The organism is Alteromonas infernus (genome assembly GCF_902705815.1).
Map to the genome: position 1 here is coordinate 266,211 of NZ_CACSIG010000017.1, position 16,793 is coordinate 283,003.

General features: G+C 44.7%; 11 protein-coding genes and 1 pseudogene. 9 read left to right on the top strand and 3 right to left on the bottom strand.

Annotated features, from left to right (window positions below; translation table 11 throughout):
* Positions 1 to 10: 10 nt before the first annotated feature.
* The 9 genes and pseudogenes from epd to ACX5J7_RS05035 all read left to right on the top strand — a co-directional run bounded on the left by epd (position 11) and on the right by ACX5J7_RS05035 (position 12,315).
* Positions 11 to 1,021 carry an erythrose-4-phosphate dehydrogenase gene (gene epd / locus ACX5J7_RS04995; RefSeq protein ID WP_071950839.1) on the top strand — a complete coding sequence of 337 codons (1,011 nt, stop codon included), beginning with the start codon at positions 11 to 13 and terminating at the stop codon, positions 1,019 to 1,021.
* Between the two features lie 110 nt (positions 1,022 to 1,131).
* The gene (locus tag ACX5J7_RS05000) at positions 1,132 to 2,307 is read left to right on the top strand and encodes a phosphoglycerate kinase (protein ID WP_015066297.1); all 1,176 of its coding nucleotides are present in this window, start codon (positions 1,132 to 1,134) and stop codon (positions 2,305 to 2,307) included.
* A gap of 301 nt (positions 2,308 to 2,608) precedes the next feature.
* The gene (locus ACX5J7_RS05005; protein WP_490369998.1) at positions 2,609 to 3,508 is read left to right on the top strand and encodes a fructose bisphosphate aldolase; all 900 of its coding nucleotides are present in this window, start codon (positions 2,609 to 2,611) and stop codon (positions 3,506 to 3,508) included.
* Positions 3,509 to 3,673: 165 nt separating this feature from the next.
* Entirely contained in the window at positions 3,674 to 3,988 is a 315-nt protein-coding gene (locus tag ACX5J7_RS05010; protein WP_015066299.1) for a hypothetical protein, read from the top strand.
* 251 nt (positions 3,989 to 4,239) lie between these two features.
* Entirely contained in the window at positions 4,240 to 4,728 is a 489-nt protein-coding gene (locus tag ACX5J7_RS05015; RefSeq protein ID WP_498706307.1) for an efflux RND transporter periplasmic adaptor subunit, read from the top strand.
* 1 nt (position 4,729) lies between these two features.
* A complete protein-coding gene (locus ACX5J7_RS05020; protein ID WP_498706309.1) occupies positions 4,730 to 5,329 on the top strand; it encodes an efflux RND transporter periplasmic adaptor subunit in 600 nt (199 codons plus the stop codon).
* 10 nt (positions 5,330 to 5,339) lie between these two features.
* Entirely contained in the window at positions 5,340 to 8,522 is a 3,183-nt protein-coding gene (locus ACX5J7_RS05025) for an efflux RND transporter permease subunit (protein WP_015066301.1), read from the top strand.
* Positions 8,515 to 10,020 (top strand): TolC family protein, encoded by a 1,506-nt coding sequence (locus ACX5J7_RS05030; protein WP_498706311.1) that lies wholly within the window; start codon positions 8,515 to 8,517, stop codon positions 10,018 to 10,020. The genes ACX5J7_RS05025 and ACX5J7_RS05030 overlap by 8 nt, the downstream gene beginning before the upstream one ends.
* A 185-nt stretch (positions 10,021 to 10,205) precedes the next feature.
* Positions 10,206 to 12,315, top strand: a pseudogene (locus tag ACX5J7_RS05035) (prolyl oligopeptidase family serine peptidase).
* 85 nt (positions 12,316 to 12,400) lie between these two features.
* Here the strand turns inward: ACX5J7_RS05035 and ppx are convergent.
* The 3 genes from ppx to ACX5J7_RS05050 all read right to left on the bottom strand — a co-directional run bounded on the left by ppx (position 12,401) and on the right by ACX5J7_RS05050 (position 16,701).
* The gene (gene ppx / locus ACX5J7_RS05040) at positions 12,401 to 13,963 is read right to left on the bottom strand and encodes an exopolyphosphatase (RefSeq protein WP_012517377.1); all 1,563 of its coding nucleotides are present in this window, start codon (positions 13,961 to 13,963) and stop codon (positions 12,401 to 12,403) included.
* A gap of 16 nt (positions 13,964 to 13,979) precedes the next feature.
* Entirely contained in the window at positions 13,980 to 16,052 is a 2,073-nt protein-coding gene (gene ppk1, locus ACX5J7_RS05045) for a polyphosphate kinase 1 (RefSeq protein ID WP_020745401.1), read from the bottom strand.
* Positions 16,053 to 16,194: 142 nt separating this feature from the next.
* Complete coding sequence (locus ACX5J7_RS05050) at positions 16,195 to 16,701, bottom strand: glycine cleavage system transcriptional repressor (RefSeq protein ID WP_012517379.1); 507 nt, start codon at positions 16,699 to 16,701, stop codon at positions 16,195 to 16,197.
* Between the last annotated feature and the right edge of the window lie 92 nt (positions 16,702 to 16,793).

The following is a 16,793-nucleotide window of genomic DNA, read 5'->3' on the forward strand; positions in this document are numbered from 1 at the left end:
AGATAAGCCTATGGTAAATATTGCCATAAATGGGTTTGGTCGTATTGGTCGTAACGTATTGCGCGCGCTTTATGAAAGTGGGCGCAATAACGAATTCAACGTGGTGGCCATTAACGACATTGCTAAACCCGAAGGCATTGCACATTTACTTAAATACGACACCGCCCACGGGCGGTTCCGTTTTGATGTGGCCTTAGAAAACAATACGCTAAATGTAGCGGGTGATGATATTGCTTTGCTTGCAATAAGTGATATTAAAGAGCTTCCGTGGAGAGACTTAGGCGTTGATATTGTGCTTGAGTGTACGGGAAAGTTTGATGACAGAGCGTCGGGGCAAGCGCATTTAGATGCAGGCGCTGGCAAAGTACTTTTCTCTTCACCCGGTTCACCAGATTTAGACAATACGGTCATTTTTGGGACCAACGAAGACACGTTGACCAGTGAACAAAAATTAGTCTCTAACGGTTCGTGCACCACAAACTGCATTGTTCCTGTCATTCAAGCGCTAGATGCGGCATTCGGTGTTGAAAGTGGTACGATAACAACCATTCACGCGTCTATGCACGACCAGCAGGTTATCGATGCTTATCACGAAGATTTGCGCAGAACCCGTGCGGCCAGTCAGTCAATTATACCTGTTGATACACGTCTTGCTGCGGGTATAGAGCGCATTCTGCCTAAGTTTGCGGGTAAGTTTGAAGCCATTGCCGTTCGTGTGCCTACTATCAATGTTACTGCCATGGACTTAAGCGTAACGCTTCAATCTAAGGTAACCATTGAGCAAGTTAACCAAGCCCTTCGCAATGCGAAAGCAGGGCGATTACAAGGCATACTCGATTACACCGAAGAGCCTTTGGTGTCGGTAGATTTCAATCACGACCCCCACTCGTGTATTGTAGATGGTACACAGACAAGAGTCAGTCATAAGCAACTAGTAAAAACACTGGTGTGGTGTGACAACGAATGGGGTTTTGCAAACCGTATGCTCGACACAGCAAAAGTGATGTTCGACGCAAAATAACGCATTGATGCTGCCAGGGCTGGTAGCACAGCCCGCGCAGCTTTCACAGTTAATTTGAGCGTGCTTTTAAACGCACGCTCTACTGAATTTAAATTAACATAGGAAAGACAATGGCAATTCCAAGCATGAGCGACATGGCCTTAAACGGTCAGCGCGTACTAATTAGACAAGATTTAAACGTGCCGGTAAAAGACGGCAAAGTTACCTCTGATGCCCGTATCAAAGCATCTATTCCTACGATTAAAGCAGCCCTAGACGCAGGTGCGGCCGTTATGGTGATGTCTCATCTTGGCCGTCCTACAGAAGGCGAGCCTGCAGACGAATTCTCTCTTCAACCTGTTGTTGATTATCTTAATGACGCCCTAGACGTCCCTGTGAAGCTAGTTAAAGACTACCTAGACGGTGTTGAGCTTGCAGACGGCGAATTGGTTATCCTTGAAAACGTCCGTTTTAATAAGGGCGAAAAGAAAGACGACGAAGCGTTATCTAAACAGTACGCCGCACTTTGCGATATTTTTGTAATGGATGCATTTGGCACGGCGCACCGCGCACAAGCGTCTACCCATGGCGTTGCTAAATTCGCGCCAAAAGCCTGTGCTGGCCCATTACTTGCTGCAGAATTAGATGCACTGGGTAAGGCGCTAGATAATCCGAAGCGCCCAATGGTTGCCATTGTGGGTGGTTCTAAAGTATCGACTAAGCTTACCGTGCTTAAAACGCTAGCTGAAAAAGTAGATCAGCTTATTGTTGGTGGCGGTATTGCCAATACCTTTATTGCAGCGCAAGGGCACAATGTAGGTAAGTCGCTGGTTGAAATGGACCTAACTGAGCAAGCTACGCAGCTTATGAATGAAGCGCAGGCTAATGGCGGTAATATTCCAGTGCCGACTGACGTAGTGGTAGGCAAGGCGTTTGATGAGAACACTGAAGCTACGCTTAAAGTGGTAAGCGATGTTGCCGATGACGATATGATTTTTGATATTGGCCCAGATTCATCAAAAGCCCTTGAAGATATCATTAAAAATGCCGGCACCATAGTATGGAATGGCCCTGTAGGCGTATTTGAATTTGAACAGTTCAGTGCTGGAACAAAGGCGCTGTCTGAAGCGATTGCTGCAAGCGACGCATTCTCAATCGCAGGTGGTGGTGATACACTAGCCGCAGTTGATAAATACGGAATTGCCGATAAGGTTTCTTATATTTCAACAGGTGGTGGCGCGTTCCTAGAGTTTTTGGAAGGCAAAACGCTACCAGCGGTAGCAGTACTAGAAGAAAAAAATAAATAAGCCTGAGCACTGCACACAAACGCAGTGCCTGATAGCTCAATATAGCTAAGGCCTAGTACAAACGTTACCCCATAGGTGTCACGCTCAGTAACAGCATTTTTGAGCGTGACCTTTTAATCGGAAACGATTACCCCTGCGAAACAGTGAAGTACGCAGGCATAAATACCAATTTTATTACAGATGTGTTTACTTTAGGTACCGGCACGCCGTGTCTGAGACAAACAGATCTTTAATAGAATTGGTATAACAATAAACCCTACACCTGCCTATAAAGGCAGTATAATACAAAAGGAGTGTTGCAATGGCATCACAAGCTCAGCAGGCAATGCTGGATAAACTGAAGACGCAAACCGGTTTTATTGCAGCGTTAGATCAAAGCGGCGGTAGTACCCCTAAAGCGTTACGCTTATATGGCATCGAAGAGTCTGAATACAGCTCAGACGAAGAGATGTTTAACCTTGTTCACGAAATGCGTACGCGCATTATCACCAGCACACCTTTTAGCGGCGAGCGCGTTCTAGGCGCAATCTTGTTTGAAAACACCCTTGATAGAGAAATAGAAGGCATGTCTTCTGCACACTTTTTGTGGCAGAAAAAGCGTGTTATTCCTTTTTTGAAAGTGGATAAAGGGTTAGCTGATGAAAGCAATGGTGTTCAAGTGATGAAGCCTATGCCAGGGCTTGATGCACTATTAGCAAAAGCCGTAGCGCAAGACGTGTTTGGCACTAAAATGCGCAGTGTTGTAAAGCTTGCTAATCACCAAGGCATTAAAGATGTTGTTGCTCAGCAATTTGAAGTAGGTAAGCAAATTCTAGGGGCTGGCCTTGTTCCTATTATCGAGCCAGAAGTAGATATTCACAGCCCGCAAAAAGCAGAAGCAGAAGCACTACTTAAGCTAGAAATTTTAACCCAGCTTAATCTTCTTAGCGAAGGTGAGGAAGTGATGCTTAAGCTAACGCTACCAACTGAAGCTAACTTTTATAAAGAACTTGTTGATCACCCTCGCGTACTTAAAGTGGTTGCGCTTTCTGGCGGCTACAGCCGTGATGACGCTAATGCTAAGCTTGCTGAAAACCAAGGTATGATTGCGAGTTTCTCTCGCGCTTTAACCGAAGGTGTATCTGCACAGCAATCTCAAGAAGAGTTTGAAGCAACACTAGATAAAGCGATTGAAGGTATTTACCAAGCTTCTAAAGCCTAGACTTTTTCTTAACTTGTTTATTACAAAGGGCGCTATTCAGCGCTCTTTTTGTTTATATTAACGCATTCAATTCAAAGCCTGTTGTCAAAAAAAAGGGGACTGTGTAGCATTTCGCGCCATTGTCATTGCTTGATATCATTGAAGCCTAGCATTGGAAGTAAACTGGTGAATTTCCAACACATAAATACTCAACGCTTTTGCTACGGTTTAGCGCTGTTATTGTTTACGTGCTTGCTTACGATTAAACAAGATATTAAGCCCATCTCGTTTAAGCATCAGCTTGATGCATCCGTCTCGACCCTATCAATAGAAAGTAGCGCAGAAGAAAATGGACAAGACGACCTATTTTTGTCCGTTATCAATACGTTTGGTAACGCTGCGATTATTAGTTCACTTAGTGAAAACCCTCTCCCGTATTTAGTCTCTTGGTCTAAAAAGAGCTACGTCACCCCACTTACAAGAGCGCCACCTGCTGTTTAAGCTTTTTCTCTTGTCTTTGGATGCAAGAGTAAAGCCCTGCAATTTTAAAATTTTCACAAACGTCAGTTCTCTTCAGGGCTGGTTATATTCGTGCGTGCATCGCTGAGTGATAGAAAAGCCCCGAGCGGTAGTAGAGCCCGTGTGCTAGCAAAGCTGAATGGTATACGACACCTTTTAGTGAGTTACTCGCTATGCCGTACTAATGCTGTTGCCTGTGTATAGGTAACACCTATAAGAACGATTTAAAAATTATGAGCAAAAAAACGCTTTTAGCAGCAAGTATTCTTACCATTATTTTAACTGGGTGTGGTCATCAAGAGCACGAAGCTCACCATAGCGGCCCGCTAGAATTCAATGTCTCGCACCCAATAAGCAAAGATACAGTTCTTGTTAAGGAGTATGTCAGTCAAATCCGCGCCATTCAGCACATTGAACTAAGGGCTATGGAAAGAGGGTACCTTGCCTCTACTTTCGTTGATGAAGGTCAGACCGTAGAGAAGGGAAAACCTATGTTTAAAATAGTGCCTACTATCTACGAAGCAGAGCTTAAGCGAGCTAAGGCAGAGGCAAAAGCTGTGCAAATGGAGTTCAAAAACACCAAGTCGCTAGTTGACCAAAATATAGTGTCACCTAACGAGCTTGCTGTTGTGGAAGCCGAGTATCAAAAAGCGCAGGCTGAAGTTGAACTAGCAGAAGCACATTTGGCATTCACTGATATTAAAGCGGCCCTTTACCGGTAAGATGGACCATCTAGAAGCAAGAACAGGCAGTCTGCTCGATGAGGGGGAGCTTCTCACAACCATGTCTGATTTAAGTCAAATGTGGGTTTACTTCAATGTACCAGAGTCCGAATACCTAGATTATGTTCAAAGCGGGAAAGCTAATGAGGGGACGAGCGTTCGGTTAAAACTCGCAAACGGTACGATTTACCCTTACAAAGGCGTTATAGATACCATTGAAGCCGATTTTGATAATCATACTGGCACTATCGAAATGCGAGCGTCATTTCCTAACCCTGATGAAATGTTACGACATGGACAAACCGGTAACATACTCGTCGACGTCGATTATCCAAACGCGCTTGTCATTCCCCAAAAGGCGACTTTTCAAATATTGGATCAGAACTATGTATATGTTCTAGATGCTGACAATACCCTTACCACACGACATATAGAGATTGCAGCTGAGTTACCTCACATCTTCTTGGTATCAGAAGGGCTGAAAGAAGATGACACAATTCTTCTTGAGGGTTTGAGACGAGTAAGTAATGGCGATCGCATTAAGCCAAACCTTATTTCATCTGACGATACGTTAGCTGAACTAGCACTTCAGGCAGAGTAGGGGATTTAGTATGTTTGGTGTATTTATTAAACGTCCGGTGATGGCGATCATGCTATCCCTTATGATTATCTTTTTAGGCGCGCTTTCAGTTTTTACCTTGCCTACTTCTCAATTTCCAGATATCGCTCCTCCCAGGGTTCTAATTTCTTTGGCATACCCTGGTTCAAGTGCTGATGTACTTGTAAAGTCATCCTTGGTAACCATTGAGCGTTCAATAAATGGTGTGCCGGGCATGAAGTACATTGTGTCTGATGCCACAAGTGCCGGTGAAGCTACTATCCAAGTTATTTTTGACTTGGATGTAGACCCTAACCAAGCGTTAATAAACGTGAAAACGCGGCTTGACCAGATAATGAACCGGCTCCCGCAGTTGGTACAACTAGAGGGGGTGGTACTTCAAAGGGTGCAGCCAAGCATGTTGATGTACATCAACGTGTACAGCACAGACGAAGACGCCGATGAGAAGTTCCTTTATAACTACTCGAACATCAACGTTATACCAGAAATACAGCGTGTTAACGGTATTGCCAGCGCTAAAATATTGGGTAGTCGTCAGTATGCTATGCGCATATGGTTAAAGCCAGATCGCATGCGAGCGTATAACATTTCAGTCGATGAAGTGATGGAGTCGATTGATGAGCAAAGCCTTATTGGTCGTCCAGGCCGACTCGGACGAAGCTCGGGAATAAGTGCGCAGTCTAAAGAATATGTGCTTGTTTACGAAGGTCGGTATGACGAGCCTGATGAATATAAAAATATCATTATCAGAGCGGATAGTGACGGCAAACTGCTTAAATTAAGTGATATAGCGGACGTAGAGCTTAGCAGTGAGTTTTTCGATATCTATTCAAATAAAGATGGATATCCTTCTGCGGCAATCGTGTTAAAGCAAAACTACGGCAGTAGCGCTAATGAAGTGATATCTCAAGTAAAAGCTAAAATGGCAGAGCTTGAAGAAACCTTCCCTGAAGGCATGAAATACGAAATTAACTATGACGTGTCTAAGTTTCTCGATGCATCAATAGAACAGGTACTGCATACCTTATTTGAAGCGTTTATCTTAGTCTCGCTGGTGGTTTTCATCTTTTTGGGAGACTGGCGTTCCACCTTAATTCCCTTATTGGCCGTCCCGGTATCCTTAATCGGTACCTTTTTTTGTATGCAAGCAACGGGTGTAAACATTAACTTGATCACCCTTTTCGCGTTGGTATTGGCTATCGGGATAGTGGTAGATAACGCCATTGTTATCGTCGAAGCTGTGCATGCAAAAATGGAAGAGAGCGCTAGCTTGACGCCTTATATGGCGACGCAGCAGGTATTAGGTGAAATGGGCGGCGCTATTATTGCTATCACGCTTGTGATGACAGCAGTATTTGTGCCTTTAGTGTTTATGACTGGGCCGGTGGGCGTCTTTTATCGTCAATTCTCTATCACCATGGCATCGTCTATTATCATTTCTTGTATTGTAGCGCTTTCATTAACGCCAGTGTTGTGCGCGATGCTGCTTAAAAATCCGCATACACATACCAAAAAAGCCACGCCAATCAGTAAGCTTATTGATGTATTTAATCGTTGGTTTGACAAGCTCACCGGTGGTTACACTAACATTATTAAAGCGTTAGTAACCCGTCGCGTGGTGACTATTCTGTCGCTCTTTGCGTTTGTCGCAGGCACGATTGGTTTTAACCACATTCTTCCTACAGGTTTTATTCCTGGAGAAGATCAGGGGCAAATTTACGCCATTATTCAAACTCCTCCAGGAAGTACCCTTGAAGTAACAAATGAGGTGGCGCGAGAACTCCAAACCCTTGCTCTTGATGTAGAAGGGGTGTCATCGGTTTCTTCACTTGCAGGTTATGAAATCTTAACGGAAGGGCGAGGTTCTAATGCGGGTACTTGTCTAATTAACCTTAAAGACTGGGCAAATAGAGACCAGACGGTACAGGAAATCATTGAAGAACTTGAGGCTAAGACCCATCACCTTGGCGCTGTGGTTGAATACTTCGAGCCCCCTGTAGTGCCTGGCTATGGCGCCTCATCAGGGCTTTCATTCCGTTTGCTCGATAAAACGAACACGACGGACTACCAAGAGTTTGATGAAATAAACCAATCCTTTATGGATGAACTGTCAAAACGTAAAGAGCTCAAAGGGCTATTTACTTTCTACGCGGCTAATTATCCGCAATATAAAATTGAAATAGATAATCAAGCAGCGATGCAAAAGGGTGTATCAATTGGTAAGGCAATGGAAAACCTTAACATTTTGATTGGTAGTACCTACGAGCAAGGCTTTACCCGTTTCAATAACTTCTACAAGGTGTATACCCAAAGTGCCCCAGAGTATCGTCGTTACCCTAGCGATTTAATGGACTACTACGTTAAGAACGAGGAAGGTGAAATGGTGCCTTACTCTGCGTTTATGAAGCTAATTAAAACGCAAGGGCCAAATGAAATCACTCGATACAACCTGTACACCTCTGCAGCCATTCGAGCGGAACCCGCAAAAGGCTACACCTCTGCCGAAGCCATTAAAGCGGTAGAAGAAGTCGCCGCAGCAACGTTACCCAAAGGCTATGACATAGGTTGGGAAGGGCTATCTTTTGATGAGGCGAAACGCGGTAGTGAAGCCATCGTTATATTCGGTGTAGTTCTGCTATTTGTGTATATCGTATTGGCGTCGCAATATGAAAGCTTATTGCTTCCCCTAGCGGTTATATTGTCTTTGCCAAGCGGCCTGATTGGTTCATTTATTCTGCTTGACCTAATGGGCCTAGCGAACGATGTATACGCGCAATTAGGACTTGTAATGTTGGTTGGATTACTGGGCAAAAACGCAGTGCTAATTGTTGAATACGCGGTACAGAAAAATCAGCAGGGTTTATCTATCGCAGAAGCCGCCGTCGACGCAGCAAAACAGCGATTCCGCCCTATATTAATGACCTCATTTTCGTTCGTGGCGGGGCTTATCCCTCTGGTCATCGCCACAGGCGCAGGCGCGGTAGGAAACCGTACAATTGGTGCTTCAGCACTGGGAGGTACACTTTGCGGAAGTGTCTTCGGCATCATAGTTATTCCAGGCTTGTACTATCTTTTCGCTAAGCTAGAAGAGGGTAAGTCGCTAATTAAAAACGAAGATCACGTCCCACTTACAGAAACCTACCACTACAACGATGAGGTGCTAAGCGATGAGTAATAACACGCGTCTTTTGAAAAAGCCTCTTTTTATGGCGATTGGCAGCGCACTTCTAGTTCAAGCGTGTGCTATCCCGACAATAGAAACTCGGGACCCGAATTTATCGTTGCCGGAAAAGTTCAGCGCAAGCAATGAGCTAAGTACTGGAAGCAGTACAGGCTTAGGCGCCGACAAAAACAACGACGCCAGTAATGGTGAAGCAAAAATTGAATGGGAGGCGTGGTTCAACGACCCATATTTGACAGCATTAGTTGAAACCGCTGTAACGAATAACAAGGAAGTCGCCGTACTTGTACAACGCATTAATATGGCGTCTAACGAGGTGTATGCGCGGGAAGGTGAGTATTTACCAAGTGTGTCTGCAGGTGCTGCTATTGAAACCGAAAAAGTGGGTGAATATACGCGAGAAGGCGCGGTGGAAGAGCAGCTTGATATCAGAGAAGGTGAAGCATTCCCTGACCCTTTAGCTAATTTAAAGCTTGGGTTGAATGCGTCTTGGGAAGTGGACATCTGGCATAAGCTTAGGGATGCTTCAAAGGTAGCGTCACTCGAATACTTAGCTTCTATTGAGAGTAAAAACTTCTTTATCACTCAACTTGTTTCTGAAGTGTCTCGTAGCTACTACGAACTATTAGCTTTGGATAACAAGCTAGCGAATATTGATGCCACAATAAAGCTGCAGCGCAACGTTATACATACCATTAATACACTTAAAGAATATGGCCGAGCTTCTTCTTTACCTGTAGCGCGCTTTAACGCTGAAGTGAAGAAAAATGAAAGTGAACGCTTTCTCATTAAACAAGAAATTGTGGAGAAAGAGAACACAATCAATTTATTGTTAGGGCGCATGCCTCAGCCTATTCAACGAAATAGTAACGCTTTGTTTAGCGAAGACATTGTTAAGCCTAATATTGGAGTGCCTGCTTCACTGTTAGAAAACCGACCCGATATTCGAGAGGCTGAACTTACGCTGCAGGCTGCAAACTTAAATATAGATGTAGCTAAAGCGAACTTTTACCCGTCATTAGAGCTTAAAGCAGGGGTAGGGTTGTCAGCGTTTGATAGCCGGTATTTGTTTAACGTACCAGAGTCACTGGCCTATTCGCTATCTGGCGATATCTTTGCTCCTTTAATTAATCGACGTGCTATTGAAGCTGTTTATAAAAATGCGAGTGCGGAGCAAATACAGGCCGCCTATGAGTACGAGCTTACGCTGCTAAAAGCGGTGACAGAAGTGTCGAATAGTTTGTCTAAGTTGGATAATCTGGGCAGAAGTGCGGATGCTAAAAAAGCGCAAATTTCTTCCTTGGAATCGTCAGTTGATATCGCAAATCGTTTGTTTACGTCAGCGCATGGTGAGTATTTAGAAGTGCTATTGGCGCAGCGCGAAGCATTAGAAGCGCGTAGTGAGTTTATAGAAACTCGTCAGCAGCAACTGGCAGCAATCGTCGACTTATATCAGGCCCTAGGAGGAGGCTGGCAATCTTCGTCGACCTAAATTAAGTTACCTAAGCTGATAGCTGTTAAGGAGAGCAATTGCTCTCCTTTTTTTGTTTTATCGTCTTCTTTAAGCATTCCAACGTTTAATTCTTATAGGTCATAATATTTAAGTAAGATGAAAAAATTGAGCGATCACCGCCAACACAAGACGGCAGAACAATAACCATAATCTAAAGGTGAACTATGTCTTTTTTTAAAAATAGACGATTACAGCAAATAATTAAGCGGAATCGGGGGGCGTTGACTCTATTGAGTCTTGGTGCACTGGCGTTGTCCTCCCCTGTATTTGCAAATTCTCAGTCGGATGAAGCTACTTCAGAGAAAAATACGTTTTTCCAATCGGAAGATATCTTTAATTTGGAATACGTCAGTGAAGTTCAGGTATCCCCAAACGGTAAATATATCGCGTACGTGCGCCGTTCAAACGACATCATGTCAGACAGTGGCCGCGCAAACGTCTGGTTAGCGTCTGTAGACGGCAAATCTCATCGCCCACTACTGTCATCTAAAAAAACGTTACTACTCCATTCGCTGGTCACCAGATGGCAGCCGATTAGCTTACCTTTCCAATGAAGAGGGTAAACCGCAACTGTATGTGCGCTGGATGGATACGGGGCAAACGGCGTTAGTCACCAACGTTACTTCAAGCCCAAGTAATATCACGTGGTCACCCGACGGAAAATACATTGCATTCACTATGAGTGTGGATGCCAAGGAAAAGCCGCTAGACGTTAAAATGCCTAAAAAGCCGGAAGGCGCAAAGTGGTCGCCTAAATTCCAATATATCACTAAGGCGCGTTATCAAGCCGATGGCAAAGGCGTGCTTGACCCTGCCTATACCCATATCTTTATTGTGCCCTCTGACGGAGGTACAGCAAGACAGTTAACCTCGGGCAACTACCATCACAACGGTCGGTTAAGTTTTGCGCCGAACGGTGAGAAGATTTATTTCTCTGCTAACCGAAGTGATAACTGGGAATATGAACCCGTTGAGGCCGATATATTTTCTGTTGATATGACGGGGAATATTGAACAATTGACGCAGGACAAAGGGCGAGAGTCGTCACCAGTAGTATCGCCTGACGGAAAGCATATTGCTTATGCGTACCGCGACGACGAAAAAGTGATGTACAAAAATAGCTATTTGTATGTAATGAATAGCGACGGCTCTGAACAAAGAAACATAACAAAAGATATTGATAATTCGGTGTCTAATTTTCACTGGAAAGACAATAAACGCATCTATTTTCAGCAATCAGTTCGCGGTCTGGCCCAGGTGGATGTGGTATCGCTATCGGGTAGTGTAAAAGCCGTAGCAAAAGGGCTTGGTGGCACCACGTTAGGCCGACCTTATGTATTTGGTACTTACCATGCGGTTGGCGATGTTGTGGCATACACCAAAGGTCGTACCGACCGGCCTGCAGATTTGTTCGTTACCACCAGAAAAGAGCGCCAACTTACAGCACTTAATGAAGATGTTTTAGACCACAAGCAGCTTGGTGAAGTGAAAGAAGTTGTTTACCCATCGTCTATCGACGGTGAGGAAATTCAAGGCTGGTACATTCTGCCGCCAAACTATGACAGCTCAAAAACCTACCCTCTCATTCTGGAAATCCACGGTGGGCCTAACCTAGCCTATGGGCCTGTATTTACTGCTGAATTGCAGCGCATGGCCGCAGAAGGTTACGTGGTGTTTTATGATAATCACCGAGGAAGTACGGGATACGGCGAACGCTTTGCGTTATTACTTCAAGGGAAATATAGCTCTGAGTACGACTTTGCTGACCATATGTCAGGGGTAGACGCGCTGATTGAAAAAGGCATTGCCGACCCTGAACGTCTATTCATTACGGGGGGCTCTGCAGGTGGTATTGCATCTGCTTATGCCATTGGTCTTACTAACCGTTTCAAAGCGGCAGTGGTTGCAAAGCCCGTTATTAACTGGCTGTCGAAAGTGCTTAGCGCTGATTCGGGCCTTTATCAAATTCCTTTTCAGTTCCCGGGAAAACCGTGGGACAACGTTGAGCACTACTGGAAGCGCTCGCCATTATCGCTAGTGGGCAACGTTACTACGCCTACTATGCTGATTACCGGTGTAGAAGATAAGCGCACGCCAATGTCTGAAACCGAGCAATTTTATCAGGCACTTAAGCTACAAAAGGTTGACAGTGTATTAGTTAAAGTTCCCGGTTCGCCTCACGGTATTGCCGCTAAACCTTCACGAATGATTGGCAAAATAGAAAATATTCTGGCGTGGTTCAAGAAGTATGACAGCGACGCTGTCAAAGAGTAGGACATTGCAAGAAAGGGCAAATACAGTCTGTATTTGCCCTAAACCTGGTGAGCTTTCTATTACAGAATAAGGCCTTAACTTTTACCTATCCAGCCGATGGGTGAATCTCACTAATATCGGGAAGCACGGTTAGCTTCAAACCCAATGCCTTCCAGTAGTGGCTTTCTCTTAAAAGGTCAGCAGAGATAATCGGCTTCTCGTCAAGCCAACCATCTGGAAACGTAATAGTGAGTTCGCTTTTGTCTACGTTGACCTTAAGTTCAGGTAAGAAACCTTCCTGACGCTTTATATTTAGCAGTACACCAAGGCGTAGTAGTGCAATTAAGCGCTTTATCGAATGCTCATCGAACAGATTAAACGAGGGGAGCTCATTGGTGCGGATCTTCTTTCTGTGGAAACGCACTAGTGTGGCTAACAATAGTTGCTGTTCTTGAGTGAAGCCCGGCATATCCACATTACCCAGTATATAGGCGCTGTGTTTTTGAATACCGCGGGAGTTAATTTGCATGCCTACTTCGTGCAGCAGGGCTGCCCAACCTAGCATGCTCTTAAAGTCTTTTCCCTTCAGTTTCCATGCTTTTTCAACCTCGCCGAAAAGTGCCAGCGTGGTATTTAGAACCATGGTCGCCTGCGTTGTATCAACGTCATACCGTCTGGCCAAGCTACTCGCCGTGCGCCCGCGAATATCTGCATGATGAAGTTCATCTTCCATTTGGTACAACACGCCTTCGCGCAGCGCGGCGGGTGAATACACTAAACCATCAATTTCTAGCGCCTTGAAGACCGCAATCAATATGGCTAAGCCGCCAGCGATAACCACACGACGATCTTCACTTAAATCTGGGTAAGCTAATTTATCGACGTGACCGGCGCTAACGAATTGCTTCATTAGGTTGCGTAGGCTTTTTAAGGTTACTGGAATATCATGCCCATTTGGACGGTCTTGCTGACATAACGTGAACAACGATCGGATAGTACCTGAGGTACCTACACACTGTACCCAGCCTAATCTGCGATACTTGTTATCTATCATTTCAAGCTCTTGTTGAGCTGCGGTAATCGCGCGCTCAAAAGCTTTAGACTTTAATTCGCCGTCGGGGAAAAAGCGTTGAGTATAGCTTACGCAACCCATTTGAAGGCTGCGGCAAAGTAAGGGTGTGAAGCCTTCACCAATAACGAACTCGGTGGAGCCGCCGCCTATATCGATAACAAGTTGCTGGCCATCAGCATGATTGGTATGGGCCACGCCAGAGTAAATCAGACGGGCTTCTTCTACACCAGAGATAACTTCAATGGGGTAGGGAAGAATGTCTTTTGCTGCACTGATAAAGTCTCTGGCATTGCGGGCTTTACGCAGTGTATGGGTGGCAACAATGCGCACAGAGTCAGGCTCGAACCCCTTGAGGCTTTCTGCTACCACTTTAAGCATAGCAAGCCCACGCTCCATCGCTTCTTCAGACAGAATATCGTCCTCATTGAGGCCTTCGGCCAAGCGAACTTTTTGCTTAACTCTATGCAGTATCTGAACAGACCCAGCAACAATACGCGCCACTACTAAATGGAAGCTGTTAGAGCCAATATCTAACGCCGCGACTTTACTTACCTCGCGGGTTTCCACATCATTAAAAACGGTTTCATGCTGGGTCATGGACTAATTTTTTATCCTACAAAGTGTCTTCTAGCTTCTTTAAATAGTCGTAAATTTCTATTTGCGAGCGAAGTTTTTTACGATTACCCCTCGCAACGTACTTGTTGCTCTGATCCTTGTCAATCACTCGAGCCTTCAGGGTATCTTTAAATTGCAGTTCCATTATATCGACAATACGCTGTTGAAGACCTTTATCGTAAACGGGGCAGCCTACTTCTATGCGGTTATCCATGTTTCGGGTCATCCAGTCAGCAGATGAAATATACACTTTTCTTTCGCCACCGCCTTCAAAAATCATCACGCGAGGGTGTTCAAGGAACCTATCAACAATAGAGATGATCTCGATGTTTTCGCTAATCCCTTTTATGCCTGGATTAAGTGAGCACATGCCGCGCACGATACCGCGGATCTTAACGCCAGCCTGGCTCGCGCGATATAAATCATCAATAAGTTCTTTATCAACAAGGTTGTTAATCTTAAAGGTGATTTGCGCATCTTGGCCCTGATTCAGGTGCTGAATCTCTTGGCGAATTAACGACTGAATTTTGGTTCTGGCGTTTAACGGCGAAATTTGTAGATGCTGAAACTTATAACGTCGGTAAGGGTATTGAATAAGATCGAATACTGCGACGCCTTCATTGGCAAGCTCCTGATTACGGGTGAATAAGCTGTAATCGGTATAAATTTTCGCGGTTTTCTCGTTGAAGTTACCCGTACCGAAATGCGCATAATTCACCAAACTGCCCCGTTCTTCCCGGGTCACAATACATAGTTTAGAGTGAATTTTCAGGGTGGGCACACCAAGTACTACGCGTATGCCTGCATCGGTCATGCGCTTAGACCATTCGATGTTTGCTTCTTCATCAAAACGCGCGCGAAGCTCTACGACTACGGTGACTTTTTTGCCGTTATCTACCGCGTCAATCAACGAATTTATTATGCGAGAATTACTCGCCACCCGATAGATATTAATGCGTATGGTTTTCACGTTCGGGTCGAAAGCGGCCTGACGCACGAACTCTGTGAAGTGAAGGAAGCGATGATAAGGGTAATATAGCAAGATATCACGAGCAGTTATGGCATCGAATACGGTGTTGTGTTTTGAAAATGCCTTGCTGTCGATAGCAGGAAGCGGCGCGTGTTCTAAATAATCTCGGCCCACATTGGGGAAGCCGATGAAATCTTTAAAGTTGCGATAGTGCCCTGCAGCATGCATGGTATCAAGCTTGGTTATTTTAAGGCGCTTGCGTAGGTCCGACTGCATGTCTTCAGGCATGTCGGTGTCATAAATAACGCGGACAGGCTCGGCAATAAGACGCTGCTTCATGCTTTCTGACATTTTTTCTACGAAACTTTCGTCAATTTCTTCGTTGATAGAGTATTCCGCATCTCGTGTCATTTTAAAGGAGAAAGCTTCAATTTCGTCGAATTTCACAAAACCGCGGAAAATATCTTCAATGCACAGCTGAATCATGTCATCGAGCATAACAATGCTCTTTTTCTTACGGCTCTTTTGCGGAGGGATCAGCATAAAGCGTGACATTTCAGACGTGGGGACCTGAATAACGGCAAACCTAGGGTTGCGTTCTTTTCTTCGTAGTGCGACATATAAATACACAGAGTTGCCGTTTAAGCGGCTGAGCAGGTCTGTCTTTTTATCAATTAATATGGGAGCGATGTGTCGCAGTGCTTTATTGATAAAAAAGTTACGCACCCACTGCTTTTGATAATCATCTAAGTCGTCTTTACGCAGGATATGAATATTGTAGCGGGCAAGGCTTTTGACAACGTCTTTATGGATTTGGTCAAATTTTTCAGAAAGCTGTACCACTTTCTTTTGTATCTGCGCCATAAGTTCGGTGAGGCGCTCTGCTTCTTCTTCGTTCCCGTCGTTTTGCGCAATCGTGATAAGGCGTTTAACATCTGCCGCGCGTACCCGATAAAATTCATCAAGGTTATTAGAGTAAATACCAAGAAAGCGAATGCGTTCTATCGCAGGGTTATTCTTATCCGCAGCTTCTTGCAATACTCGTTCGTTAAACGATAGCCAGCTTAATTCTTTGGGATAATATAAAACGTCGTTATCCATAATGTCTCAATTCACGTTCATAAAAATGGTCAAAGACTGCCACCAGTCAGTGACATTACTGTGACAACGCGTATTTCGTGCTACACGCACGCTTACGTTGCGGTGGTTCCGTTACCTATATACCTTTAGCGAAGCTAAGCACTCAACGCTTAGCGGTAATATCTACGACTAGGTCGTTAGCGAGTGATTCAAGGGCTTCTTGCAAAGCGCCATCGTCAAAACCGGCAGGTACAGCAATTTCGGCTTTGGCTTTGAAAATGAGGCTTCCCCAATTTGGCGCACTTTCACAATGAGAGGCAAAAGTAAGAATATTTAAATTAAACTGGTTGAGAACAGAGGTTAGTTCCTGAACAATACCTGTCTTATCGTTACCCATCACATCGACAGTCAGCTTGGTGTTGTTGCTTTTTTCACTGCTGCCAACGGCTACCGATTGCACCGACATATCTTTTATCGCGTCAAGCGCATCGATTAGACTTTGCTTATTGTCATTTGACACGTGAACTTCTACAAAGCCGGTGAACATCCCTGCCATATGCGCAAAACTTGAGCCCTGCCAATTGCCTTCGTGTTTGTATACGCACTTAGCTAATGCGTCTACCAAACCAGGCTTATCTTTACCCATGATGCTTATTACCAATGACTGCATGCGATGCTCCTTATTGGGCGTGTAGAGAAAAACTTTGATCGTCTTCCTGTTGGGTAATACCATAGGCGCACAGTAGTTTGCGCGAAGGTAAT

Coding starts and splice junctions, on each gene's coding strand:
- epd (WP_071950839.1), top strand. CDS start 11: ATGGTAAATATTGCCATAAATGGGTTTGGTCGTATTGGTCGTAACGTA.
- ACX5J7_RS05000 (WP_015066297.1), top strand. CDS start 1,132: ATGGCAATTCCAAGCATGAGCGACATGGCCTTAAACGGTCAGCGCGTA.
- ACX5J7_RS05005 (WP_490369998.1), top strand. CDS start 2,609: ATGGCATCACAAGCTCAGCAGGCAATGCTGGATAAACTGAAGACGCAA.
- ACX5J7_RS05015 (WP_498706307.1), top strand. CDS start 4,240: ATGAGCAAAAAAACGCTTTTAGCAGCAAGTATTCTTACCATTATTTTA.
- ACX5J7_RS05020 (WP_498706309.1), top strand. CDS start 4,730: ATGGACCATCTAGAAGCAAGAACAGGCAGTCTGCTCGATGAGGGGGAG.
- ACX5J7_RS05025 (WP_015066301.1), top strand. CDS start 5,340: ATGTTTGGTGTATTTATTAAACGTCCGGTGATGGCGATCATGCTATCC.
- ACX5J7_RS05030 (WP_498706311.1), top strand. CDS start 8,515: ATGAGTAATAACACGCGTCTTTTGAAAAAGCCTCTTTTTATGGCGATT.
- ppx (WP_012517377.1), bottom strand. CDS start 13,963: ATGACCCAGCATGAAACCGTTTTTAATGATGTGGAAACCCGCGAGGTA.
- ppk1 (WP_020745401.1), bottom strand. CDS start 16,052: ATGGATAACGACGTTTTATATTATCCCAAAGAATTAAGCTGGCTATCG.
- ACX5J7_RS05050 (WP_012517379.1), bottom strand. CDS start 16,701: ATGCAGTCATTGGTAATAAGCATCATGGGTAAAGATAAGCCTGGTTTG.